Source organism: Nocardia sp. 348MFTsu5.1 (genome assembly GCF_000383535.1).
Lineage (GTDB): Bacteria > Actinomycetota > Actinomycetes > Mycobacteriales > Mycobacteriaceae > Williamsia > Williamsia faeni.
Window position 1 is genome coordinate 148,153 of sequence record NZ_KB911511.1, and the last position, 26,173, is coordinate 174,325.

Genomic DNA, 26,173 nt, shown 5'->3' on the forward strand with positions numbered 1-26,173 from the left:
TCCACACTTGCCCCAAGTGCGGCGAGAAACCACGAATGACGAAAGCGTGGTATCCAACGCCCTTGGAACCGAAGGGAACTCGCAACGCTATCTGCGGAGCAGCCGGATGCACCGACGAACTTCGTTCCGCCGCGGTACACACCGTCAATACACGCGGCCGCGTCTCACTGGCCCAAGCATGGATAGACCTGGCGACTAGAAGCCCGAGGGTTTCACTGCCCGCGCTCAGAGGAATCGAGGAAACGACCAAGGCATTATTCAAAGACATTGTGAACATCAGCCTTTCGGCCAGTCGCCAGACAGCAAAGGACGATTCGAAATCGACAATCACGCTCTATGGAATGCAGGATCCTCACACAACGGCGATTCTCAACGAGATCACAGTCAGTCCAAACACTAGCGTTGACGGCCTCCGCCAAGTAGTTGCTCAGACGCTTCTCGTCACCGCGTTCACAGACCCGGAAAGCCATCACGCAGTGAAGCATCTCTCCTGGGTTCCGCCAGCGACGGCGCAGCGCTACGGAACATCCCGGCCAGCCAGCGACAACAAAAGAGCGATCGCCACTACGAGCACCCGTTACCTGATGGCTCGACGCGCGATGACGACACTGACCGGGCCGCAATCAATACCGGTAGGGCATGCGGAGGTCATACAGACCGCACCTGTTCCGCCTCTGCCGACCAGTTACCTTCCAGCGCGGGCGTGGCCGGAGGTGGTCAACCACCATCCGGAAGTCGGGCGCCGAGCCCACGGTCTACTGCCACTCACCTCAACTATCACACTCGCCGCTCTCGGCCATCCAACTAAGCCCAAGTCGCAACGCCGGCACTTCGGAATTGTCGTGAAGGAGTATCTCCTCGAGATTGAATTGCAAGCGTTGTGGGCATCCGGAGATTCCGCAAGAACGCTGGGGTACTACTTGACGTTGCATGATCACCTGCGGGTGCATCCACCACCAATTGACTACCAACGCCGACGCGCCGTGTTTCCATCGCCTATCATTCTGTACGACAAAGGAACCCGCCACCCGCATCCAACACGGTTCGTTTGGCAACTACTCACTGGCTCAGATCCGTTCGGCAACAGCGGAGCTCGCTCGTTCTTCGGCCCTTTCGTGAAGTCATACATCAGCTTTGTTGCGAACCTCACCAGCCGGCAAGGTGACACACTCGTAAACGAAGCGAAGCGTCTGCTGGCGTTGAACGGCTTCGGAGGCGAACCCGTCGTCTACACACCAATCTTCGAAGCTGGCCAGTTTCGACGGCCTTCACCAACCGAGTTGGAACAACGCACACTGGATTCCGTCATCCTCCCCGGAAGCTACGTTCTAGAGCTACTCGACCCGAATCGCGGCATCACAGCGGAAACGCTAATACGCCAAGCTCTTGACGGTGACGTGGCCCTCGCACGAGCCATCTACCGATTCGCACGAACCGCGAACCAGCATCAGACGAGAACAGCTGAAGCGATTGGATTCGTCCAAAAACAAATTTCGTTAGACGAGGGCCTGCTGGAGGGCTTTCTCGGCAGGAACCTGCACGTTCGCGGGCGGCGCGGTAACCCCCGGTACCTGACTAGAACCGGTGTTGAGATGTATGAGGCCGCGTCTGCCCAGCTAGCGAGACTCGCCGCGATCGCTGAAATCGAGGAGCGGAACCCGCCAAGACCAGCGGCAGACATCGACAAGAACCTCGACGACCGCAGTCGGGCCCTCGGCAGCGAGCCACCCGACGACTAGCCGCCATCACCATTACGCGCCGTCGAGGGTGATATCTGCGTATGGCGTTCCGGCAACCCCCTTGCTGACCACTGGCGCAGGTCCGTGGCAACATGCTCGACGCCCCTTTGAACGAGGTCTCGATGTTGGGTCATCAGCACTGGCATCACGCCCATAACCTCATCAATAATAGGACCAGCGTCCAGGCCGCTGAGTAACCGACGGAGGGAGATCAGCATGAACCACTCCGGTAGTCCCGAAGACCGCCAGGTCGAGTTGAACCCTGCGTTCTGGGGTCCCACACCAACCGCGGCCGAGTCCGCCGATGCCGAAGTCGAGAACCAGCGATTGAAGTCAGCGGCATACGAAGCTGCCGCAGCCAACAGTCTGACCGAACCTCAGGCCGCATCGACCCTCGGGATATCGGAAGCCGAAGTTCGTCGCCGTGCCAGCGGTGGCGGCCTGATTGCGCTACCTAGCGGTCAATGGCTCTACCCCGCATGGCAGTTCGACCCAACGACTCCTGCTGCTCTCCCAGCGCTTCGTAAACTTCTCGCACTGTTCGGTAGCGCAGTCATCCTGACTGAGTGGGCGACTTCACCCAACGCCGATCTCGATAATCGCACTCCTGCAGACCGTTTGGTCGCCGGCGACGAATCGGAGGTTCTCCGCATCGCGGCGATCGCCACAGGGGCGGCGTGGTAGCGCTGGAACCCGCAAGCCGCCAATCGACACCCTGCCAATCATGTCTCCGAAAAGGGAGCCAATCGGCCATAGTGGGCTTCGGCGCGGCCTCCACCTGCACGTATACTAAACAGTATCTCGGGAGGTGGACGCCATGAGTACCCGGCGCAACCCTCGATGGAGCACAGAACTCGTTTCTGCCGTCGCACTGGAGCAGGTGGCGCAACGACGCGTGAACCGAGCAATTCTGCGCGCATTTACACAGCTAGGAATGAGCCAAAGCGCTATCGGCGCCATCCTCGGCATCTCCCAAGCACAAGTGAATCGACGGCTTCGGCAACTCCGGCGCACCCCTGAACTCCTGGATCAAACGCCGGCGGATGTCCTCAACGAACGAGCAGTCGACCTCATCACTACCGACGAGATGATGCAACAGCTCCGAACATGGCCGTTTACCTTCGGTTCTGTGCCCGCAGTCCACGGCGACGCAACGGACACGTACGTACGAGGACCCTGGGACGATGTCGAGGCCGCTTACCATCAGAAACTGCTGAGCGACAATGAGATGCAAGAGCTCCTCGCCGTCCATCGCCTAAAGATCGGAGTGCCTGCGGTCGGCAGATGACCTGCGTCAGCTGGTCGTAGGAGAACTCATCCCATTGCGTAATCGGATCCAGCATCAAACATCGTATTCACACCAAGGAGATTCAAACAGACCGAAGCGACGACTAGCGCGGCGACTTAAAGGCTCTGAAGGATGGGCGCCCCGTCGCAGCCAGTCGTCGACCCAATCGTCCTCGGGCTGGCAGATCACCGGTTTGTAGCCCGCCGACCCAACATTCGATCAAGGTATCGATACACCTTCGAATGCGAGACTGGGGAGCCCAATCTCCGAGCGGCACCACCGGTCAGACCTGCACCCTTGGAGGCCAACGGCTGACAAGAGTGCGTGTCACAGCTTCGGAATATTCTATCGATCGATATCAACCACAAGAAAGGCACAAATGTCAGGATGGGCGAATCAGGCTGGAGTCGCATACCAGCAGGTGCGCGCAATATTGACTTGCTTGGAGGTTGTCGACGGCAAGTACGGTCCTGTCGCTGCCGTCTGCGTAGAGAGTGCAACAGATGCCTTCGACTTAGAGCTGGTGGACGATTCAAAACAGGTACTCGCCGCGCAGCAGATCAAGACCCGCCAACTTTCAGACACATGGCCGCCTTCTGAGATCGTGGCGATGCTGAACGCCTTCGGCACTTCCGATTGCGGAAGTCAGACACACTTCGAAATCGTGCTGGGAGGCCGGCTCGGTCCTTCTGGAGAGGCGCTTCGCGACACGCTACAGAAGGCCCGCACACTTGACGATCCGGGAGCCTTCGCTACCAAAGCGAGTGACAAACTCACGGCATCGGCTGCAGCTATCGCACCTCGGACTCGACTCATCGTTGACCCAACTCCTACAAGCATGCTGCTTAGCTCGGCTAAGAAGCACGTCGTAGCGCATCTGGGAGTACCCGGGTTCGACGCTGTCAACGAAGCAGACAACATTGTTCAACGCCTCTACATGTTGATCACGGACCGTGCGGGCCAGCCACGTCCAGATGACAGACTCGTACACCTCGACGAGATCCGCGCTACTTTCCACGGCGCTTTTGTCATCGCGGCCGGAAGATGGGACATAGACACGAAGGCTTCGTACGTCGATGCGATCGTCGCACGCCCAGAATCGCAAGCTGTGCGCACAGACTTGAGGCCGCTGCGAACTCCGATTGAACATGCAGCTGGGGTCGAAGTCTCACAGGTGGAGTTATCCGCCCTATTTCCCCGCGAGAATCCTAGAATTTCTCTAGTGTCCGGCCAATCCGGCTCAGGAAAGTCAACTCTGACTGACAGCGTCCGCCGACACGGCGCGGCGGCAACTTCCACCGTAGTAGTCGTCGTCGACGCACAGCGTTTTGTACCAGGACGGTTTTGGGCTCTGATATCCGATGCCGTGGCAGCCACACTTGAGCGCCCAGCATCCATGCAGCTGATACTTGGCTTCTTGGGCGACGCTGACTCCCTTTTGGTTCTCGACTCGGTGTCCGAGATTCCAGAAGGTTCTCTTACCGAGCTCGCAGCGGAGATTCGCGCAGTCGTAAGCGCGCAAGCCCACTGTCAAATCGCGCTTTTTGGGCGCGACCCAGCGGTATTGAACTCCGTTGTTCCAGCCGGGGTCGATCGATCGGCTTACCACCTGGTCGGCGTTCTTCCAGATGGTCAACGCGAACTCGTCACACGCGTACTCGCTGATGCAGGCAGCACCAACGGCGAGGATCGAGTCTTCACGGTTATTCAGAGAATTCGGTACGCGCTCGGATCGGCATCATCCGTACCATACCTACTGACCATGGCTGCCGAACTCGTCGCTCGAGGCTTCGATATCAAAGGGCGAGCACAGATGTACACCATCTTCACCGAAGAGATGGCGCGGGTAACAGGTGTAGTAAATCTTCAGGTGAGCTTATTAGGCCTCGGAATCGTCTTTTCCGAACTATTGGGGAGGGGAGCTCGACAGTGCGACCAATTTGATTGGAACGTGCTGTTGAAAGCAGCCGCTGCCCAGCTCGGAGACAGCGGCATTCCGACTTCTGCAGAACAGCTGCGCCAAGTAGCACTCCGTGGCGGATTCGTCGCGTACGAAGACTACAATCAGACTGTGCGTCCTGCGCACGACTCACTTGCCGACTTCGTATCAGCCATGGCGATGGCGAAAGGAATTGTCAGTCCTCCTACGCGTATCGCTTCGAATGATTACCTACGACTGCGATTCCTCGCTGAGATATCCGGTGTAACCGACGAAATCGCAAGCCTGATCTGCAGAGACCTCCCACTTGTGGTTGCCGAGTTTGCTGAGCATGATCGGGGCACCCTCTCAGACAAATCTCCCGCAATCGCTACCGAATTTTGCGGAGCCCTAATGCCTGAGGTCATCGATGGCGACGTTGGCGTAAAAATAGCAACCGATTCTGCGCGATCGCTCGCCACCCTTGGACATTCACCTGCCGCTTACATCCCAATTGCAGAGCTCGTCGAAGCCTCCAACGGATCGGGTGTGCGTGAGTTTCGAGGCGGTGCGTTCGCCGCAGCTGAACGGCTATGGCAGTCATATTTGTCATCAAGCCTCGCCGCCACCGGCTACCCCAGCAAGATTCCGGACACCGCCGAAAAGGCGGCCGAAGCGCTCAGGGTGCATGACAATGAAACCCGTGCGCACGTCACCAGGATCGCGAATGATCTAGTCCGAATAGATTTACGACAATCTCTGATAGATAGCGCAATGCCTGAACCAGCCACTATCAAGATTCGCGCAACAATGAGTCAATCCTCCCCATACTGGCCGACCGTTTACTTGCGTTCCACCAGCACGTCGGTGGAGTTGTGCGAACACTTTGACGACGACATCGACGAAGATTTGAAAGTTGGATGGAGCAGTGTGGACGCGATTGTCAGCAAGACTCCCCTTGATACCGCACGTGGACTTATCCGCAACGCGTTAAACGAACTGGCCAACTACCCATGGCTTTAGGAAAGAGGCAAGGGTGACAAACACCGAGACCTGGTCCGCAACAAGCAAACTTGCGAAGCGTTGGCGCACATCGCGAGTCGTACAGATGTTTCGAGCAGAATTGCCGCAGAACATCCGCAATGGCGAGCCCTTGGAATGCATGAGCAATCTGACTCGGAATGGGTACGCAGATAGTCACCCCGTGCAGGTGTACAGGGCGATCCCCGAGATGGGGATCCCGATTGATGCGCGGATCCAGACATTCCTCGCCGCGAGCAACCGAGTGGATCGCGGGGTCTCGATGTTGACGGCGTGGGTCCGCTCACGCCTACCAGGCTATCCACACTTGAAAGCGCCACAACTCGCGTCCGGTACGTATTACACCATGCAGGACAACAGCTTCGATGTTCCGTGGTTTCCGGAGATGGTGGCCGCTGGACTAGAGAACGATCCCGCACCGCGACAGATTAATACAGAACTCGGGATCAGGGGACACGCACCAGCGCGTGAACTGGCAGCAGCTATCCGAACGACGATTTCGTGGCAGGCCTTCGCCGCGGCCGCAACCAAGCTCAATTCCGACTCCACGAGCGAACTGGTTGCGGCGCAGACGCGCCTGTCCGAACGACTGACGCAAGATCGCCTCGCGGATATCGAACATGACGACCCCCGACTACTGTTGAAGCGCCGAAAGGCGTTAACAGACAGCGTAATAGATGATCTTTCCGGGTCTGCTGCAGACTACGCCCGATCGTTCAATCAAGTGAATGAAGAGATTAATCTTGTAGTGACACATATCTTCTCTCAACTACTCGCCTTCGGGTTGCCACGGCGGATGGGCGGTACGGATAGACTTGAGCTCCTTCCTGGACGACCTGCACGCGTAACATTTCACACGAGCGACCTGCTTCGAGTTGGACGTCTCTACTGGTCGGACGATCCGCTCGTGACCGATGCCATCCACGTAGACACTGTGACCTTCGGGGACTCAGCAGTACACGGGATCACGTATTCATGCTCAGGGACCATCCTGCACGGAAGTGCGTCAGCGTGGCGTTCTACAATCTGACCGAGTTACTCACAACCCGTTTCGGACTTTGCCGTGGGTCATGGCTGTCCACTCTGGCTGATCGATCCCGCGAACTGTGTAACTACAACTTCCGACGGCGCAGCGAGGTCGACTGTGCAGAAACGAATCCGATGACCCTCAGGAGAGGCACGTGTGTTACACGAACTGATCGGCGTAGCTATCTCAACCGGTGACGTCTCGGACGTGGTTTGAACACTAGGGATGACAGCTGTCCGATGGCGAGGTCGCCAACTTGGACCCGGCGGGGTGTCACGCCCCACCCCGTAGACGGCTCGTGCCTGCGCCCTAAGCTCCAACTGGATGCCCCAGGCGTACTGGCATCTTTTCAGCGGGGCGCAGAACACCTCCGGTTGACGGTCCAGAGGTCGTCCTGACCGACCTCGGAAGAGCGGGACCGGGGTGAAAGACATACTTGACGGATGACAGCCCCGGCAGACCTCACACCCGCAGAACAGAGACTCTGGGATGCCGCCATTGCCGGCGAAACATGCGATCTGCGGGCGCCGAGCGCTGCGCAACTGGCCACATCCACGCCAGCCTCGCCGCAGCCCGCCCGCACCGATCTTGAGCGGACAGTCCGCGCGGCGGTCTTGCGCCACCTACTGGTCGACGCTCAGTTGAGTGTGACTCTTGCCGGGGCCGTAATCGTCAACGCGCTCGATCTATCCGCGACCCAGCTACGTACAGTCAACTTCTACGAATGTGAGTTCCCTCAACAGCTCCGCTGCGACAGAGCGACGTTCACAGGATCCGTACGATTCACTGACTCGACACTCGCCGAAAGCAACTTCGCAGACGCTCGCTTCCACCGGGTAGTCGCCTTCAGTGGGACGACGCTCAACCGCAACGACTTCAGCGGCGCGGCCTTCGACCACGATGCGTACTTCTCGCAGACGACGTTCCAGTCCGATGCCGAGTTCCATAGCGCCCACTTCGCTGAGGGGGCATGGTTTGCGGAGACCCAGTTCGATAGAGGCGGTTTCTTTGGGAACTGCACGTTCGCCGCCAACGCAGTCTTCGCCGGAGCCAACTTCACGCGGATCGCACATTTCGACGCGCTGTTCGCGGGCCACAGCAATTTTACTGACGCCAAGTTCAACAAGGACGCCATCTTCGGACGCTCGACCTTCCTACTGGAGCCGGATTATACGGGCGCAACGTTTTTCGCCGACGCCCACTTTGATCGATGTAGGTTCCCGGCAGGTTGCCTGTTTGCCGAGACGACCTTCAACACCCTGAACCTCAGCTTCGCCACCGCACAAACGCTCCGCATCATTCGCTGCACAATCGAGAAGTCGTTGCGCACCGATAGCATGATCTGCCACACCATCGACCTCAGCCGCTCCGCGATCTCATCGACAGGGATCTCAGTTCAATTAGCCGCCCGCCACGTCACAGCCCAGTACACAAGCTTCGTCGGCTCGAACATTATTGTGCTGACTTGTGAAGGAGTTGACTTCACCGGAACAGACTTCGGCGACCATTGCCTCGTGGAGCAAGGCGACCCACGGCAAACAATGGCAGCCGACACCGACCCCCTCACACAGCGCGACCCAAACCCACCCACCACGTCCAGCGAAGTGTCTCAGGACGACAGGGCAGGAAAGTTAGTTGCGTTGGAGCAAGAGCGTATGGCTAAGCAGATGGAACGGTTCGAAGCGACGCTCCAGTGGGCCCGACATACTTTGGCTGACAGCCACACTCATATCCAGTCCCTGCAACAGTCAGACGTATCCAACCTGTCTGTCGCGCGAGTATCACTCGCGAAGTGCCGGTTGACCTCCGCCCACGGACTGGACAGGCTGAGGGTCGATAACACCACTGCCTTTGAAACCAGCAGAGACCATCTCGCCCGAGACGCAAAGTCTCACGTGCCGGCGATCCTGTGGACGCGTCGGACAGTCATCTTTGAAGAAGGTGCCGTTCGCCGGCCCCGACGTGAGCACGACCCGGACGAGCAGGTCGATGAGCACCTCGTTGCCACGGCGTACCGCGAGCTACGCAAGAGTCTCGAAGACGCCAAAGACGAACCTGGCGCCGCCGACTTTTACTACGGGGAAATGGAAATGCGACGCCGGGGCAGCCGCCGGCTGTCTGTAGAACGTTGGCTGCTCACTGCCTATTGGCTCATCAGCGGGTACGGACTGCGCGCCTGGAGGACGATCGTCGCCCTCGTCATGATGTTTGGGTTGGCGGCCTGGGTGCTTACGGGTACTGATCGCGCAACCACCGCTGCCCGGCCGCCTAGGGCCACTGCGCTTCGGGAGCAATTGGACTATTGGGACGCGCTGACGTTCGTCATCCGTGATGCAACCGTGCTGCTGCGACCGGCTGGCACTGCGACCGTCACGACGACTGGCCTTGGCACCGCCATCGACCTCATCGTGCGAATCGCGACGCCAGTGCTCTTTGCGCTTGCCGCCCTTGCCGTTCGGGCGCGAGTGAAACGCTGACTGCCTGTCTTTAGCGACGACACGACTTGGGGCGGCAGCGGTGGGAGAGCTTCTGTGTTCGATCTCCTCTGGCATCGATTGAGGCACCACGGTCAACCAATTGTTGGGTCAGCTCGCCGGCTCCGAGGTCGTGGCGACCGTCGAGTTCGCGGTGAGCGCACCGACGGTTGTCGCGCGCCTGATCGGCGGCATTTGGTTCCTTAGACTCGCATCCCCGGCATGGTTCGTAGAGATAGAGTCTCTGCGTGGCGAAGCTGTTTTTCTGCGGCTATTGCGGTGGAGCTTTGGTATCGGACGGCCAAAGCCGGGTGCCGACTATGCGTACAGCCCGTCAAAGGTTTCAGCCACGAAAGTCGATTCAGGGACTCTGCCGCCGCCCGTCATCTTGACGATCGCGAGCTGGGGCTCGGACAGTGGTACTTGGCCAACAGGCTACGGATCGAGGTCTGGCACAACCAGAAAGATGATGCCCTAAAAGCGACCGCGTTCCGCCCGGTGCTGTTTCGGGCTCAGTCACAGTTGAACCTTCATGATCCCCTCCGACCCGCTGCTACGCAGCCTTCCTCGGCGCCTGCGAGCGCACGTCAGGACATACCAACACAGGGTTTCGCTCCAACATCTCCACCACGGACCAGCGGACGACCGCTCCGCACATGGCAAGACGCCGAAGACTTCGCGGAAGACTGGATGCGCAGGAACGGGTACCCCGATGCTCACAAGACGCCGTCAGGCGGAGATGGAGGAATCGACGTGATCTCCTCAGGTGCAATCGCCCAGGTGAAGCACCATGCAGCATAAGTCCGGCTTCAGGAAATCCAACGCTTAAGCGGTATAGCTCACGCGGAAGAGAAGAAGGCAATCTTCTTCTCTCTCAGTGGATATACCAAGAAGGCCAAAGAATGGGGTGACACGCACGGCGTCACATGCCTGACATACCGAGCACGTAACTAACACTCGAACTGCACCGCGGCACCTGTGTTCGCGGGCATGAAGAACTGCCGGTAGGCAGGCACGAAAGTCCCCACCGTCGGCCATGAATCTGCCCAGACTTGTCGAACCACCTCGATATCACCCGTCGGCCGCCGATTTGTGCTCATGGCGTGGGGTCCCGGACGCGAACCTCGACAACCCGTCACGAGCGTTTCCGTCGCCCGGTCGATATTCGTGACGATTCAGGGATTCGCCATACTGAAGCAACTCGGCGCCGTGAACCGGGCCGAGGAATCAGCGCCGGGATGATCGAACCGATACCGCGGCCGTGACCCTTCCCTTGGCCGCCAGGCATAGAAAAACTTCCTGCACACGTCCGTCACAATGGCTGAACTCGTTGCTGCAGTTAATAGTTGGATGACTTCTTCGACGATCGGGGTCGATATTCCCTGATCGGGATGCTCAGTCCCGTCGAGCACGAGAAGTTCGCTGGATGCGGCCCCTACTGACCGCGTAACCACTGTCCGGTTCTCGGGGGAATCTCAGACCACCTGACGGTGATTCTCGAATTTTCTCCTACGCGGACACCGCGCGGTGCCCCGTCGCCGTTTGGAGTTCCTCCAGCCGATTCAGCCATTCCGGCCACTTCGGATCGAAATCCTCGAGGTCCTGGTCGCGGCCATCCACATCCGTCAGGCCCTTACCCAACGCCCCGTCCCAGTACCCGACGTCGCTTGCGTTCCCGGCGAACCTGATCCGCCAGTAGTCCTTCGCTTCGCCTGCGAGATAGGTTGCAACCGCGAAGCGCTCCAGCGCGCCCCGAATGTCGTCATGGTCGAGGCGGTCTAGGGCACGCGTGACCACCAAGGTCTCGACGTCATAATCGTACTTCTCACCCGTTTCCCCATCGGTGCGGAGAACGACCCCATTTCCCCAATCCACATCGTGGTAAGTGGCTCTGAGCGGTTCGAGGACAGAATTCGCAATCTCGCGTCGGCTCAGCCACATAGCAAGTTCTTCGAGGTTGAGCAGGAGTCCGTTCGCCTGGTCGGGGTCGGGCTCCGTCTCCCTGATCAGCGCTGCGTCGAGAGCAAACGTCGGATCGACGATGAGCTGAGTGACAACCCCCCGGAACTCGGCCCGCAATTCGGGTGACATGTCATACGCAACGTCGTGTGAGAGGGCCTGCAGTGTCGTTATTCGGGTTCGGGTCTCCTCAAGCACGCGGACAGCCGCTTTGAGCTCTTCTCCCTCGAGCTGGTCCAGGAGTCCGGGCTCGCCGGCGCGCCCCCACAGAAGTTGCCACACGACGATCTGAGCGTTGAGCGCCTTCTCCGGATCAACTATGTCTCGGGCCAGCAGTTGCAGAAGCACGTGGTTGAAGATCGCGGCATTCTTCACAGCTACGACTGGACCAAGTTTCTCCATGAAGGACTTGTCAGCTGTGGCGTTGGTGTACCGGGTTACCAAGCGGTTGAACGCCATTCGGGTTTTTGTGCTGATAGGGCGTCGGCGTCGCAGCGACTCGTCATCGAAGTCGTCGTCGTCGGGATCTTCTTCGGCGGTGGCGGTGCTATCTCCTGGGTCTGCGAGAGTCTCCTCAGTGTCGGGCGGCGGTGTCACTGTTGTCGAAGAGAGGGACGGGCCGAGTTCACCCAGTTTTCCGGAGATCGCCGCGAGAATTACCTCGATGTCGGTCGGGGCTGACGAGTGCCCCCGGCCGCGGAATTGGTAGGCCCCGTACCGGGGATCTCGCCGGATTCGATCCCAGTCGAGTTCTTCCCACCCGAGCGAGGGCTCGTCCGTATTATTTGAATCGTCTCGAGCTTCCGGTTTGGCCACGCGCCACGCGGAAACCGGGTCAAAGATCAGGGTCGCCTCGAGTTGTTGAAGTAGCCCAAAGAGTTCCGCATCACCGTCGGGCAGAGTTCCGATCTGTGGCAGCAGATCCCGGTTCGTCGCGCGCTCGAGGCGTCCCAATAACAAATCCAAGTGGTATGGCCAGGTGACCGCGGAATCGGACTCCTCGCCGTCCAGGGACACCCGGATGGGGCCTCCCTCGGCGAGGACTACGGCGTCGTTGGCGTGCAGCGATGCCACGAGGGCAGTGCCTTTTGCCCTGATCCTGGTCACGGTGAGAGGGCCACCGTCAGTACCGGCCAGTGCCAGAGGGACCTTGGGGCTGACGGGCCGGTCAAACATCAAGGTGAGCGTGGTGCCATCGAGCTGGCTCCACAGGAGGATAGGACCTGTTGAGTCCTGCGCCCGCTCTGGCTCGGAATTGAACTCCACTCCAAATTCGTGAAGGTTATCGATCGCAGACAGGTCCAGCGGTGCGTAGAGATGGTCGTACACTCTTCGAACCCCGAGACTGATAACACACAACTCGACATTTCCAAGTGCAGCAGGGCTGAGCAGCGCCGAACGCGACAGGTTCGCAGAGCCGGTGAGGAGGGCTTCCTGCTTCGCCCCTTCCAGATGAACCCACTTGGCGTGCAGGTAAATTCCGGGATCGTCACGAACGTTGACCTGCAAACATTCCGATTTTTGCGTTTTCGATAAAGCTGCGATCAGGCGGTCGGCGTCGACCGAAGTGTCCCGGGCGATAAGAACGCGCAGCCGCCGCGGTTTGAACCGCTCGATCAGCCCGGACAACGCCGCACAATCGGGATCGTGAAACGGCGCGTATACGGTCATCCGGTTGACCTTCCAAGGGACCTTCGCGGCGAGCTGGTCGATGAGCGAAACATCCAGGTTGTGCCGGACAGACCCTTGCATCTCAGTGGATTTGGGCAGCCACGCGGCGCCGGACCAGACCGCCTTCAGCATCTGCGATGTCGGTGGGTCGAGTGCGCTGCGCTTCGCGAGGCCGTCGATCAAGCCTCGCAGGGTCACGAACTCGGGTAGATGTTGACGGCGTTGGTCGGTGTAGGCGAAGACGTGCCAAAGCTCGCCCGATGAAGCGTATCCGTCTTGACTGAGATTGCCGGATCCGACGACGAGCAGACCTCCTGTCGCGCTGCTCAGGAGTATTGCCTTCGCGTGTGCCGCCCGGGAGTGACGGACCGGTCCGGTGAGGTATGTGCGGTTGGCCTTGCGTAGCCGTTGGCCGGTGTCGGCCGCTTCCTGAAGGCGCGCCGCCAGACGATCGTGGTCCGCCAAGACCACCCGAAGGGGAATCTGCGTGAGCTGACCCAATAGTCGCGACTCGAAAAATGACAGGTTCGCGCCATAGGTCAACACGACTACCGAGGTCCACTCGCCCTGCAGGAGATCCGGGAGAGTGATCGATCGAGGCGAATGCACATCGGCCGCCATCGTCACAGCTCCAACTGTTGTGCGAAGGGCTCCGCCGCTGCCGCCAACGCGCCCGCGGGCAGATCACCCTTCCTGAGCAGCCGACGGCCCGCGACGGTCAACCGGCGTTGCGGATCTCGCAGGCTCGACACAAGACCCAGCTCGTGGGCGGTCGTGCTCAACGCGCCGTACCTGCTGTTGTTCAGCACTGCGCCGGCCTCTTGGTGGGGAAAGAACTGCACGCTGTCACCCACGCGACGGAGTCGGAAGGTGTCGTCGGGGAGTTTCGCAGTCGCTACTCGCTCATGCTGAACGATGACGAAATCGTGGATCAGCCACCGAGCAAGATCGGACAGTGTCGCCTTGGTCATCAGTCGTTTGGTGAGCTGCTCGAAGAACCGCAACATCCCGATCCGCAGGCCGCGGCCTTCGGCAAGCAGATGTGCGTCTTCACCCAGATCCTGGATCCGGCCCAGCGTGCCGATTCTGCGGTGGATCAGCAGTACCAGCGCAAGCATCGCGACGAGTGTCTCCGCGTCGTCGGTGTCATTTGAGCACCATTGGAAGAGTGCTAGCTCGTCGAGGGTTTGGTGTGGTGGCCACACGTCGTCCACACCCGGCTCCAGGTCCACTCGTGAGGCCAACAATTCGGCAAACCGTATGGCCGGTGTGGTTGAGCGCACTCGAACATTGCCCATCCGCCTCTGTTTCGCGAAGTCGTGGTTGTCCAGTGCGTCGTCCACCAATTCCCAGATCTTGGTCAATGGCAACACCATCATTCCGTCGTCGGATTCGTGTGCACCACGCCGCACGAGCCAGCCGAGTAGTCGGTTGAACGCAAACGCGAAGTACTCACGCGCCTGATACAGCCGCCATCGTCGTGCAACGCCCGCGATGTCTGCCTGAGCCTGGTAGCTCACTCCGTCGACCTGCCGAAAATAGATCAACTCCCGAAACGCGGGCTCGCTGATGCCGTCCTCCTGCCCGGTTTGGCTCAGATCGAGCAGCAGTCGGAGTGTCTGGCGTCGGGCCGCGGATTGCGCCGGAGTTCCCGCATGGGTGAACAGGTCCTGCAGCAACGGAAGATCGTAGTTCTTCGCTGCTCGGAGCCGGCACAGGCAACCACTGCGTGCGAAGTCGACCAGGACCCCTCGGGAGACGGACTCATCGAGAGTGCCGCTGAGATGGTTTCGCCACAGCTCCGTTGAGGAAATCGCATCGCGGTAGGCGGCGGCCAGCGCGCGGCCCGTTGGGGTGAGTGCATCGAATGCGAAACCGTTGGCGGGTGTGGCGATGACAAGGATCCCCGTGGTCTCCATGGCGGATCGGTACAGCGAGTACCCGCCCAATGGTTCTTTGATGTAGTCGAAGGCGGGATCGAAGGAGTTTCCCGCGGCAAGCGGTGACACTCGCCGTGAGCCGATGACATTGCCCCCCACGGTGGCGTGTTCCTTGGTGTCACACACGTGGCATGCCATCGAGAACAGCGCTTCCCGGGGGCGGTAGAAATCTCGGAATGCCGCCCGGGTGCGCGGTAGATGTCGTGACCAGAATTCATCGAGTACAAACGAATAGAACGACCAGTACCGCGGATGGACGGTCAACACATTAATGCCGGGGGACAACGTCGGGAGGATGCGGTCGGAGCTGACTGATCCCAGACCGAGGTGGTCTTGGCCGGACATGGGCGGGTAGGCCTTGGCGCCCCACACCGGACCCGTATGTTCCCACCCCCAGACCAACCGGGGTTCGGTCTTCTTGGAATGTGATGTGGTCACGCGGCCCTCCCCATTCGAATCAGACGTCCCGGTCGCAATCATTTCCATGATCGGCGCCACGTCGGGCGATATCGACCGGAACGCCTGAACTCGAGTCGGGTCGGGGGCCTCGGAGTCGCCCGTTCGTGGGTACAGCGTGTCAATCGTCGTGCAAAGTCTTTTCGTAAAGGGCAAGGATATCGCTGGCCAACCGGTTGTTCGGATTGTTCTCAGCCATATACAGGATGTCGAATAAGACCTTCCGAAGTCGGTGATTGTCTCGCTGATAGTAGTTGAGCCACTCGCTGGGGGTTCGGTCCGAGGGGTGGCTGCTCCGAGCTTCAGTATCGGCGGGGTGCTCGACACACCAGCTGAGCCCCGCCGGGGTGATGCGGGATAGCCGCCGTCGTCCCCCAGCGAGGGATACTCGCGAGGCGCAGGCGCCGTGACCGTTCCCATAGTCGAACTGATACCACTCGATGAGCGCTCGCTCGCGCAGTTCTGAGCACCGCTTCCACCAGCACGACTGCATGTTCACCCCGGCCCTCTGTGCAGCTTCCTCGTCTGTAAGGCCTTGATCCATCTGGCTCACCGCGAACGAGACGGACACGTAGGCTCGCAATAATTGGGCTCGCTGGCTGTTGGGGTGCATGGAGACGTTCGTCGGCGTCACCATCGAGCAGGCGCCAGATATGTACCGCAACGTCGCTCATCGAAGTTCCTATCGACAGGCTGAAGGGGCACTATCAGTTCGTCACTTCTCATCGTTTCTCCTCGAATCGTGAGAGCTGTTCTGCGCGATAATGTTCCCACTACACAGGTTCGATATTAGCGGTGTCCACGCGCCTCATTATTGGGTTCGTGAATCGAAATGGATCGCACTATCCATCCCGACTACGCTTCCGTGACAGTCAATCTGGCTGTAAGCGGTTCCAGCGACGAGAGGTAGACGCTGGACAGCAACGCTGATTCTGCGGTTGTCGCGCGCATGCTGTCCGCCTTATGCAGATCGGTATTGGCGCGCACCTCGTGCTCGAAGTCGTCGATGTCGCTGACCCGGTGAAGCCAGGCCTGCTTGTCCACCATCTTTTGGATGTCGGCGACAACTTTGCGATAGTCATCGAACGCAGTCAATCGGTCCATCAACGCGTCCGCCCGGCGGTCGAGTATTCGCGCTTTCTCGACGTAAACACCCACAATGTCCGGGTCATCACGCAGCGCACCCGTTGGTTGCGGCCCGAGGACCGCCCTTTGGTCGCGCAGTTCGACTGCAGTAGTGACGATCTGCTCAGTTTCGCCTACAAGATCGACCCTGACGGCATGCTCGTCGAAGAACGAGTTCTTCCACGCAGGAAAACGGTAGATGCGCGCCGCAACGAGGCCCGCGACGAAAGCGATCCGACCTACCGGATGTAGCCGCATCACTTCCAGCGCATCTTTTTCTTCGCCGTTCAGACGGTAGTTCCGCTCAAGGCGTGAGGCCTGGGCTTCGGGAGTCTCATCATGTTCGGGCTTACCGACGAAAGGAATCCACCCCCGCCCGACGGCTCGGTTCCGCATGGTGAAATCTACTCCGCGCCAAGTGTCCAAGGCCTGCACCACATGTCCGTAGAACAGCCCGTCGTCAATCCGGTCTTCGACGCCGACGCTGGCCTCGATAACCTTTTGAATCTGACCGGCAGAGTCCCTACGACGTCGGTTACCTGCCTCGCGTTCGGATGCCAAAACCTCCAGCGGCGGCTTTGGAACCTTGGGCGCACGACTTGCTGGTCCTTCGGGAAACGTGGCGCGAACCGCGCGTCGCGACCTGCGTTTCGCCTCTTCACGAGGACCAGAAGCAGACCCAAAACAATCAGCGTCATTATCACGCCCAGCACCAGTACGACGGCATTCACAGCAGGATTACAGCACAGCGGTGCGACAGAACTGCTTCTCTGGCGGATCCGGTGCGGGTATCGACCTGGTTCCACGCAAATTCGTTCGATGGAAATCCGCTCACTCGGCCGCCTGAGAGTGTCTCGGTCTGAGAACCTGACTACATGGTTCACGCCTATGCGTCTGATCCAGCTCAAACTGCACGACGGATTGTGGCCTATGACGAGTACATGGGCGCGAATGTGCTGTCGACCAGCGGCGATTTCATGTGCAGTTCGGGCCGTGACTGCTGGCGGGCAGCGCGGGCCGCCAACTCTGGCTGCGCCTTTTACGAAGGTCAACTCGGCTACATCGGCGAACACTACGACCTCGCCGTCGACGGAGTGCCATGGCGAATGCTGTTCGTCGGTATGGAGTTGAGCGGTACCAGCATGGTCGGAAACGAACCACCACGGCGCGTCAGCCGCGAAACCCGAAGTGCCCACCACAATCTGGCGATTCCGCGCGACTCACCGACACGGAACCCACACATGAAAGGAGTGCTACTTGCACTCCGATACGCAGCTGGACTCGGACTGGACACCACCAGCGAACAGGTACCAATTGCCGGAAGCGATCCCGTCCACCTGCTTCGGTGCTACGCACTGATCAATGCCCGATTGTGCTCGGCAACTAAACGGGCCGGCGGGCGTGAATCAGCCGGAGTCGCCCGGATGACAGCCAATTGTTCGACGCATCTGCGGGCGACGATCTCGATCCTCCAGCCGACACTCGTGGTCATCCAAGGGCGACCTCTCTGGCCAGAGATCAAGGCATCGCTTCCCACCACCACCCCAGTCGTCGATGGATTGCCGCTCGAATCGGCCAGGATCGACCACACGGGTGTCCTCTTCGCGCACTTCTCACATCCGCGAGCAACAAGCTATCAGTGGACCGAACCCTCCGATACCTACCTCAATCGGGTAGTACTGCCGACGCTCAGAGCGGCGGTCGGGGTGGCTCGTTCGGGAGGGCGGTAGCGTGCCGCCCTCGATCGACGTCGCAGGTGTGCCGACCCGTGAGCTCGCAGTGCACAAGGACTTCATCAAGGACTTCGCGCGTCTGGAGAAGCCTGTACAAGACAGGGTGAAGGACACGTTTCGCAAGTTTCGCGTCGCGGAACTCAGCGGATCTCACCTCGAGAAGATCAATGGCGCTGCCAACGATCGCCTCCGCTCGGTGCGCGTCACGAAGTCCGTGCGAGCGATCGTCATTGCACCGGAACATGGCCGGCGTTACACCTTGGTCAAAGTGCTTCCCCACGATGACGCGTACGAATGGGCACGACGAACACGCATCGACATCTCCGTTCTCACCGGCAGACTGGAAATCTGGGATCCGACGTCCCTTCGCGTACTAGTCGACGGCGTATCGCTGCAAAGCGCTCCGAATGCGGTTCCGCTGTTCGACGCGCTAACCCACGACGAATATCAACAACTTGGGATCGACGAGCAAGTCGCAGAGTCTGCCCGATCGATCGGAGACCTCGCCGGACTCGACGATGTGCGAGACGCGATACCGCCCGGACAGTGGGACGTGCTCGACAGTCTGGCCGCTGGGATGACACCGGCCGAGATTATCTCGGACGCAGAGTCCCATCGCGAAGGCACTGATGCGGGCGAAGACGAACTCGATGCAGCAATCGAGCGCAGCGACGACCAAGTCCGCGTGGTCAGCAGTGACGACGAACTCGAGCGAATCCTGGACGCGCCGTTCGACCTTTGGCGCACCTACCTGCATCCATCGCAGCGGAGTGCCGTCGATGCCGACTTCCGAGGCCCCGCCCGCATCACGGGTGGCCCAGGAACGGGTAAAACCGTTGTCTGCGTGCATCGCGCGCGCCGGATGGCCGAGCGCGGCGACGGATACGTGCTGCTAACGACGTATAACAAAGCGCTCGCCGATGCGATGGAGACCAGTGTTGATCTTCTCGTCGGGGATTCCAACGTCAGGCGTCGCATCAAGGTACGGACCGTAGACAGCTTCGCACGACGTGTCTTCGTAGCAACGCACGGCGAACTGGACGGAGATCCTCACCAGCTTCTGATCCAGCACAGCAACATCTGGCGGCGCATCATCCGCGATTTGGAGCTCACCTTCTCACCGGCGTTCCTCAATGACGAGTTCACCGATGTCGTTCTCGCCCAGCAGGTGTCAACCGAGGAGCAATACCTCGCAGCGCGCCGCCTCGGCCGAGGCCAACGGCTTGGGGCGAACCAGCGTAAGCAAGTGTGGTCCGCCGTCTGCCGCTTCGAGGCGTACCTCAAGGAAAATCATTCCTGGACGTTCGACACCCTGCGTCGTGAAGCTGTTCGGCTCCTTAATGCTGACGAAAAGAAGCACTACCGCTACGTCATCATCGACGAGGCCCAAGACCTCACCCCCGATCACTGGCGTCTCTTGAAGGCCGCGGTACCCGACGTCCCAGACAACATCTTCATCGCAGGCGACGCGCACCAGCGCATTTACAATCACCGCGCGAGCCTGCGTTCCCTCGGGATCAGCATTGCCGGTCGGTCACGCCACCTCACCCTCAACCACCGAACTTCAGCAGAGATTCTGCGCTGGGCCCTGACACTCCTGGGCCACGACCCCGTCGACGACCTCGACCTCGGACGCGACACCGTGCGTGGCTACCGGTCAGCGTTCCATGGTTACCAACCGACTGTGCGCGAGTTCGACAGCACAACAGCCGAATTCGACTACATGGCCGAAACCGTTGCGCTGTGGATCGAAAGTGACATTGAGCCACGTCAGCTCGCGATCGCTGTCCGCGAGCGGGCACAGATCGTGAAGGTCATCGAAGCGATGTCTGCCCGCGACATCAAGGCCCGCAAGTTGGCCGACCTGACGACGGCAGTTGCAGTCGCGACCATGCACAGTCTCAAAGGACTCGAGTTCCGCTGTCTTGCAGTGGTTGGTGTCGATGCGACCCGAATGCCTTTGCAGGCGTCAATCACTCCGGAATCCGAGGACAAGCAGACACATGCATTCGACATGCAGCGAGAACGTCAGCTACTTTTCGTTGCCTGCACGCGTGCTCGCGAAGACCTGGTAGTGACCTGGACGGGTGAACGCAGCCCGTTCATACCGACCGAATGACCCGCAGGCACTCCGCCAACCCGACTGCTTCAGGAGGCCGAATAATGACCACCCGCATACTCACCAAGGTCGAGTGGAATGCACTTTCACCCGCAGAACGATTCGACAAGCTTTCGGCAATGCCGGAATTCGACCCCGTGAACGACTTCCTGACCGACTACGGCCGCAATGCACTCACTGACGGCGCGCAAGATGTGACGCAACATTGGAGTATCAGCGTTGTTCCTCAAACCCGAATGACAGCAGATGGCAAAGAATTTCGACCATTCACCCTCAACGTCGGACCTATGGAGACGGCATACATGGTAGTACTGGATGCCGCGGACCTGAACCGACGGAAGCTGTTCGGATGCGTATACGTCGCACGAACACACTTCCTAGACGCAACCGGCCGAAGCGTCGAGGAGCTAATCGACGAAAACCCGCTACTCGACTACGACCCGGACGTCAAGTTCAATTCCGCCAAAGACGATGGACTTCGCATCTATTGGGATGCCACCAACCCAGCTTCTGTAGCGGCCCTCAACGCGATTCCTTGGAAGCAATCCGCTGTGGTGCTCGTCAATCGGCTCCGGACCCTAAAACTAGCCGGAGGCCGGGTGAGGGCGCACAGCACCGCACTCGCCGACCTTCTAATCGGATAGGCCGCAGTCGATTCGAGCGGATTCCAGCGCTCTCCCGAATTTCGCTCTGGCTCAATCGGCTTAGTCCCATACCGCAACTTGGCGGTGAACTGCAGACCGGCAGGCGACCTGGAACCAAGCACACACGATTGGGGCCCGATCAAACGCTTAGTTGTGGGGCCGGGCCCCACCAAACATTCAAAATCGATGCCGCCAAACGGTTGCTGGCCACCAACCGCCACGACCCCGAGGTCGTCTGCGCAGCTAGTCCACCCGACCACTGACCGGCCTCCCGGCAGTGCCGCATCGAGGACCGTCATGATGCAGGTCCCCGACAACGGTTCACACCGTTGTGGAGCACCGTGGTTGATTTTGTCGATCTCTCGGCAGCCCACGGGTCCTGAGCGGGCGTGGGGCGCATTGGGTCGCCATTAATACGTGTCGGCCCTCCTGCACGTCCCCGGCTGACCCGTTTGGGCACTAGCGGACTTTCTGCAAGCACGTCAGTTCGAGATTGTGTCGTAGTTGTTGCCTATCGTTGGCGTAAACCGCAGTGCCAATTTAAGGATGGAGATGACTCCAAAGCCGCAGGCGAGACCACGCCGAAACGACCTCCCGGCACCTCAAACTTGGTCGACCAAGACCATCGCACTCGCCGTCACACATGCCGGAGGCGCCACCTTCCGATATTTCGCGGCCGCCGCCACCGGCGAGACCTGGTCGGGAGCTGTGCAGGCCAGGAACAAGCCCGCTGCAATCTTTGATGCGATCGTCCGCATCCATTCAGATCGCGGAGGGGCTGAGCGCATCCGGTATGTGGTGAGGCTCGGGGCCAGCAGTCCGCTATGGCGTCACACGGTCGAGCTGTCAGCCCTTCTACCGGGCGCATCAGTCGAGCCAGTGACCACTGACGAGCTGTCGCTGATGAAAGAGGCCAACAGCGGCCTCGCACAAGACCTCGCGCCACCTCCGCCGCCGCCCGAGGGGCTGCCCGACGCGACCGTGGCCACAGACGGTTCAGTCCGCGACAAAGTAACCGGGTACGGGTGGGTGGCCTCGTGCGGCGACTACGCACTACGAGCGTTCCGCCATCACACCAGCCAAGTCGGCGCGAGCGTCGTGCTTATTGCCGAACTCAGAGCGATCAGCAAGGCCGTCAGCAAACTGCGCCATCGACAGCTCACGCTGCTTACCGACAGCAGGTTAGCTTTGCAGATGACAAAACGGTGGATGGATGGCGACACCGTCCTGCCCTCCGGTTACACCACGGAACGCGCCAATGGGTCTGCTGGTCTGGTCGTGGCCCAACGACAGATCTTCGACCAGCGCGACCGGCTCGAGATCCAGTGGGTGCCTGGACATCAGGGAAATGCACTAAACGAGGGCGCTGACGCCCTCGCCAGGTTGGCTTCGCGGTTTACCGCTGGCGGGAGCGGTCTGACGCACGATGAGTACAAGTCGCGTGCAGAAGGTATCGCTGCGGCATTTGCGGCTGAGTTCAACCGGTCGCAGCAGGCATAGCCAGGTGTCTCGCATTCGGCTGTCAAGCAGGGCTGAAACTTCCCGGGGGTGGAGACCGAGATAGCGAGAGGCCGCGATTGTGGAGCAGACAGGCCGAACAAACGTGTCCGTCTACTTGTGCTCAACATGCGATTCACCCGCACTCAAATGCGCTGCACCACAGTGCAAAAGCATGGCAACTCGAGGTTTTGGCTCCGTTCGGATTCTCGCTTCTGTGCCGAGCACCGACATGGAATACCTAGTTTCGCGCGGCCGCAGGCCCCGATAGACTGGCTCCGCCGGCAAAGACGAGGAGTGCCAGTGAAATCTAATTGGGTATCCCCTGCGCAGTCGGCGCCGCGACAGGTTCCGAAGCCGTTCGCCACAGCACCCGGATCACCGAAAACCACACCTGCCATCACTCCCTCGCCAGCCCCCATTTCACCCGGAACGCGCATTTCTCCCGTCGCGCACGGTCCAGCGGCAACGGCAGCAAACATTCCAAATCTTCAAGGCGACGCAGCTAAGGCGGTCGCACATCGCGGTAGCCACATCCAGATCATCGCTGCTGCCGGCTCGGGCAAGACCGAGGTCGTTTCGCAGAGAGTGGCATCGCTCCTCGCCGACGGCGAGACTCCGGAATCAATCGTCGCATTCACGTTCACCGAAAAGGCTGCCTCCGAACTGAAAGAGCGCATCCGCAAGCGTGTGACCGCCCGCATGGATGTCGAAGCCACTGACCAGCTCGGTCGGCTGTTTGTCGGAACAATCCACGCCTATTGCTTCCGCATGCTGCAGACCTACGTTCCGCTATACGAAACGTACACGCCGCTCGACGCAAACCAGCTGACGAACTTCCTGTACCAGCAGAGCTGGTTCATCGGCATCCCCGACCTCACACCAACTGACGGCACGTTCAAAAACATCGCAACATTTCAGCGCGGCATCGACGTGATCGAAAACGAGTTGATCGACGTCGAGACACTTCCGCTGGGAATCTTCTATACCGCAGTGCAGGCGTACTACGCGGCGCTCGATCGCTACCAGTTCATGTCGTTCGGCACGCAGATCGTGCGGGCCGTCGAAGCGCTCGCCGATCCGGTGGTCCACGCCGCGGTTACCGCTCCTTTGCGTCACCTCATTGTCGACGAGTACCAGGACGTCAACCCTGCACAAGAGAGACTTATCGGACTGCTCGCGAAGCCCCACGGCAACGCCGACATCGTGGTCGTGGGTGACGATGACCAGGCAATTTACCAGTGGCGTGGCTCGTCGGTCGAGAACATCGTGACGTTCGCCATGCGTTACCCCGGGGTCGAACAGTTCAAGCTACTCACCAACCGACGTTCGCGCCCTGACATCGTCGAGGTCGCGAACCAGTTCGCAAAGACGATTCCCGGCCGCATCCCCAAGCAGATGCTGCCTTTCCGCGAAGCCGACGGACCGAGCGTTGCACTCGCGCGCAACCCTCGCGACGAGCGCGCCGCAGCCGACGAGATCGCGCGGCAGATGCTCGAGTTCCACGCGAGGGGACTCCCCTACCGTGACATCGCAATCCTCGTGCGCGGTCGGGTTGCCTATCCCGCGATCATGGATGCGCTCGAGAGGGCCGGGGTTCCCGTCCAAGCTGGTGGCCGATCAGGTTTGTTCAAGCAGTCCGAGCCTCAAGTGTTCGGCGCGACATACGCGTGGATTGCCGGCATCGACTGGACAGCAGTGAAGTACGGTCAGCGCCAGCGGATCACGCTCAAGCGGCTGCTCGATGACTACACCACCACGTTCAACCTCCCGAGGGAGTTTCGCCAGACGCTGTCCGCGCACCTCAAGGCATGGAAAGCGAGAGCGCGCGCGAGCAAGTTCAATGAGAGCCTCGTGCGCGACTTCTACGAACTGATGGACCTTCTTGCGGTCCGCGACTGGGACCTTTCCGATGAGCTGACTCGAAACCGTCTTGGCACCATCGCGCGCTTCACCGCGGTCCTCGCCGACTATGAGAGCGTCAACTGGCGTGCCCGCAAGGATGAGGACAACCTTGGTGAGCAAGTAGGCGGCACCAGCGGTGGTCCGTGGTTCTACAAGAACCTCGCGATCCTGATGAGCAACTACGGGGTGGGGAACTATGACGATTTCGGCGGTGAGGAGGATCAGCTCGGCGACGGCGTCGCCCTTGGCACCGTTCACGGCTCGAAGGGCCTCGAGTGGCCCGTTGTGTTCCTGGCGTCCCTAGTGAGGCTACGCTTCCCCTCGAGCATGAGCGGCCGCTCACAGAACTTCCCACCCGACCTGCTCGGACGCTTCGACCGGCAACGCTACGAAGGCACCGATGCCGACGAACGCCGACTGTTCTATGTCGCGATAACCCGTGCCCGCGACGCGGCTCTGCTGTCAAGCTTCTCGCTGACAGACCGCGGCAAGAACCGCAACGCTTCCCCGTACTACACCGAGGTCATGAATGCGTATACAACGGCGGGTGGCCCGACGGCGGCAATAAGCACCGGATCGTCGTCTGATGCCGATCTCACCATCACCTACAGCGAACTCGCTGCTTACGAGTCATGCCCCCGCAATTACCTGCTCAAGAACAGGCTCGGCTTCATGCCGACAATCCAGCAAGAACTCGGTTACGGCAACGCGGTGCACCACACGCTACGCGTGCTCGCCGAACGCACTCAAGCAACGGGCACAGCGCCCACAGCGCAACAGGTCAATCAGCTTCTCGACTCGGAGTTCTTCTTGCCATACGCGAACAAGGCCAGCCACAAGACGATGCGGGAGAAGGCACGCAAGCTCGTTATGCGGTACGTGAAGAAGCATTCGTCGGATCTATTGCGCACGTGGGCGACCGAGCGACCGTTCGAGCTGTACCTAGGCGGAGCCGTGATCTCGGGGCGCGCTGACGTCATTTACGACAATCAGAATGGCCAGGTCGGGCGGCTCGCGATCGTCGACTACAAGACATCGACCGGCGGGAAAATCGACCCGCTCCAATTGCAGATTTACACCGAGGCCGGCCGCCGCGAAGGCCTCGACGTCGGGGCCGCTTACATTCACGATCTCGGCGCAGCGCAAAGGCACTACGTCGACATCGACACGGACTCCATTACGACGGCCCAGACGCACATCATCGCTACGGTCGACAGCCTCCGCCGGCGTGAGTTTGAGCCCAGGCCGGAACGCCGCAAGTGCCGCGAGTGTGACGTGCGCAAGATTTGCTCGGCTGCGCGCTAGCGCCCCAATGGGCCCGCAAGCGAAACCACCACCCTGAGCGGATCACTTGTCTTAATCAACCGCGAAGTCAGGCTTGTAGAAATCCTCCGCTGACTGGTCCTCATACAGAACATCTTCCCGCGCAGCAGGCTTCGTCAAGTCGAGCACCTTCATCGTGTTGCTAACCTGGGCCACAGCCTCGATCCGGTGGAACTCGCTCACCCGAATTGCTCCGCGAAGCCGCGAGGGCCTCAGCTTCACCACCGCGTCGTCTAGGTGAGTGCCGTGGGGATGACGATCTCCTTCACCTTGCCCCCAATCTCGTGAAAGAACACGAAGTCGGGGTGCATGGT

Annotated in this window: 14 protein-coding genes; 11 read left to right on the top strand and 3 right to left on the bottom strand. The window is 60.0% G+C overall.

Going from position 1 to position 26,173, the window contains the following annotated elements:
- Positions 1-62: 62 nt before the first annotated feature.
- The 6 genes from H290_RS30575 (at position 63) to H290_RS0107095 (ending at position 9,490) form a co-directional block, all read left to right on the top strand.
- Positions 63-1,739, top strand: coding sequence for a hypothetical protein (locus tag H290_RS30575; protein WP_231373528.1), 1,677 nt, complete (start codon positions 63-65; stop codon positions 1,737-1,739).
- A 216-nt stretch (positions 1,740-1,955) separates the two neighbouring features.
- A complete protein-coding gene (locus H290_RS28020) occupies positions 1,956-2,423 on the top strand; it encodes a hypothetical protein (protein WP_020106085.1) in 468 nt (155 codons plus the stop codon).
- 133 nt (positions 2,424-2,556) lie between these two features.
- Positions 2,557-3,027, top strand: coding sequence for an antitoxin Xre-like helix-turn-helix domain-containing protein (locus H290_RS31060; protein ID WP_369758770.1), 471 nt, complete (start codon positions 2,557-2,559; stop codon positions 3,025-3,027).
- A gap of 442 nt (positions 3,028-3,469) precedes the next feature.
- A complete protein-coding gene (locus tag H290_RS0107085; RefSeq protein ID WP_155976731.1) occupies positions 3,470-5,968 on the top strand; it encodes a hypothetical protein in 2,499 nt (832 codons plus the stop codon).
- A gap of 13 nt (positions 5,969-5,981) precedes the next feature.
- Positions 5,982-7,016 carry a hypothetical protein gene (locus tag H290_RS0107090; RefSeq protein WP_155976732.1) on the top strand — a complete coding sequence of 345 codons (1,035 nt, stop codon included), beginning with the start codon at positions 5,982-5,984 and terminating at the stop codon, positions 7,014-7,016.
- Between the two features lie 440 nt (positions 7,017-7,456).
- Positions 7,457-9,490, top strand: a complete 2,034-nt coding sequence (locus H290_RS0107095; protein WP_020106089.1) for a pentapeptide repeat-containing protein — start codon at positions 7,457-7,459, stop codon at positions 9,488-9,490.
- A 1,506-nt stretch (positions 9,491-10,996) separates the two neighbouring features.
- Here the strand turns inward: H290_RS0107095 and H290_RS0107110 are convergent.
- The 3 genes from H290_RS0107110 to H290_RS0107125 all read right to left on the bottom strand — a co-directional run bounded on the left by H290_RS0107110 (position 10,997) and on the right by H290_RS0107125 (position 17,199).
- On the bottom strand, positions 10,997-13,249 hold the full coding sequence (locus H290_RS0107110; protein WP_155976734.1) for a hypothetical protein: 2,253 nt from the start codon (positions 13,247-13,249) through the stop codon (positions 10,997-10,999).
- A 491-nt stretch (positions 13,250-13,740) separates the two neighbouring features.
- On the bottom strand, positions 13,741-15,495 hold the full coding sequence (locus H290_RS0107115) for a hypothetical protein (protein WP_231373529.1): 1,755 nt from the start codon (positions 15,493-15,495) through the stop codon (positions 13,741-13,743).
- A gap of 873 nt (positions 15,496-16,368) precedes the next feature.
- On the bottom strand, positions 16,369-17,199 hold the full coding sequence (locus H290_RS0107125) for a hypothetical protein (RefSeq protein WP_081631511.1): 831 nt from the start codon (positions 17,197-17,199) through the stop codon (positions 16,369-16,371).
- 314 nt (positions 17,200-17,513) lie between these two features.
- Between H290_RS0107125 and H290_RS0107130 the strand changes: the two genes are divergently transcribed.
- The 5 genes from H290_RS0107130 to H290_RS0107150 all read left to right on the top strand — a co-directional run bounded on the left by H290_RS0107130 (position 17,514) and on the right by H290_RS0107150 (position 25,841).
- Positions 17,514-18,368: a hypothetical protein gene (locus H290_RS0107130; RefSeq protein ID WP_155976735.1), complete on the top strand. Its 855-nt coding sequence runs from the start codon at positions 17,514-17,516 to the stop codon at positions 18,366-18,368.
- Between the two features lies 1 nt (position 18,369).
- A complete protein-coding gene (locus tag H290_RS0107135; protein ID WP_051121916.1) occupies positions 18,370-20,490 on the top strand; it encodes a UvrD-helicase domain-containing protein in 2,121 nt (706 codons plus the stop codon).
- 44 nt (positions 20,491-20,534) lie between these two features.
- Positions 20,535-21,134: a hypothetical protein gene (locus H290_RS30130; protein WP_020106098.1), complete on the top strand. Its 600-nt coding sequence runs from the start codon at positions 20,535-20,537 to the stop codon at positions 21,132-21,134.
- An 879-nt stretch (positions 21,135-22,013) separates the two neighbouring features.
- Positions 22,014-22,634: a ribonuclease HI gene (locus tag H290_RS0107145; RefSeq protein ID WP_231373530.1), complete on the top strand. Its 621-nt coding sequence runs from the start codon at positions 22,014-22,016 to the stop codon at positions 22,632-22,634.
- Positions 22,635-22,760: 126 nt separating this feature from the next.
- Entirely contained in the window at positions 22,761-25,841 is a 3,081-nt protein-coding gene (locus H290_RS0107150; RefSeq protein WP_231373531.1) for an ATP-dependent DNA helicase, read from the top strand.
- The last annotated feature ends 332 nt before the right edge of the window (positions 25,842-26,173 follow it).

Coding starts and splice junctions, on each gene's coding strand:
- H290_RS0107150 (WP_231373531.1), top strand. CDS start 22,761: ATGCGATTCACCCGCACTCAAATGCGCTGCACCACAGTGCAAAAGCAT.
- H290_RS31060 (WP_369758770.1), top strand. CDS start 2,557: ATGAGTACCCGGCGCAACCCTCGATGGAGCACAGAACTCGTTTCTGCC.
- H290_RS30130 (WP_020106098.1), top strand. CDS start 20,535: ATGACCACCCGCATACTCACCAAGGTCGAGTGGAATGCACTTTCACCC.
- H290_RS28020 (WP_020106085.1), top strand. CDS start 1,956: ATGAACCACTCCGGTAGTCCCGAAGACCGCCAGGTCGAGTTGAACCCT.
- H290_RS0107095 (WP_020106089.1), top strand. CDS start 7,457: ATGACAGCCCCGGCAGACCTCACACCCGCAGAACAGAGACTCTGGGAT.
- H290_RS0107130 (WP_155976735.1), top strand. CDS start 17,514: ATGGTTCACGCCTATGCGTCTGATCCAGCTCAAACTGCACGACGGATT.
- H290_RS0107110 (WP_155976734.1), bottom strand. CDS start 13,249: ATGCTGAAGGCGGTCTGGTCCGGCGCCGCGTGGCTGCCCAAATCCACT.